We start from the raw sequence: 479 nt of genomic DNA, 5'->3' as shown, positions 1-479 counted from the left end.
GAGTGGCGACCATGGCGTCCCAGTCGTCCTGGCGCAGGTCGTCGAAGGGGGACACGGCCATGGTGCCCGCGTTGGAGACCAGCACGTCGAGGCGGCCGTGGCGGTCGACGGCGGTGTCCGTCAGGCGCCGCAGGTCCTCGCGGCGCGTGACGTCGACGACGACGCCGACGGCGCTGCCGCCGCCGGCCGTGATGCCGTCGACGACGGTGTTCAGCCGGTCCTCGCGCCGGGCCCCGAGCACCAGCTTGGCGCCCCTCGCGGCCAGGTGGACCGCGGTGGCCTCGCCGATGCCGCTGCTGGCGCCGGTGATCGCGATGACTTTGCCCTCAATGCCCGACATGATCGGTGTCCTCTCGCGGGCCGGGCCGCGTGCGGTCCGGCGTCGTGGCGCCGCCGAGCTGTAAGTGGGGGCGCCTCCGGTTGTGTAAGCTAAGCGGGGACGCCCCCACTTCGCAAGTCGGGGCAGGAGGAGAGGGGAC

The 479-nt window shown here is 73.5% G+C and carries 1 protein-coding gene; it reads right to left on the bottom strand.

Going from position 1 to position 479, the window contains the following annotated elements; translation table 11 throughout:
- A partial coding sequence (locus tag AC5RWQ_RS30370; protein ID WP_494286026.1) for an SDR family oxidoreductase occupies positions 1–340 on the bottom strand: 340 nt, incomplete at its 3' end.
- Positions 341–479 lie beyond the last annotated feature (139 nt).

The organism is Micromonospora sp. BS32, from assembly GCF_059089345.1.
This window is presented reverse-complemented; position numbering and strand designations above follow the sequence as displayed.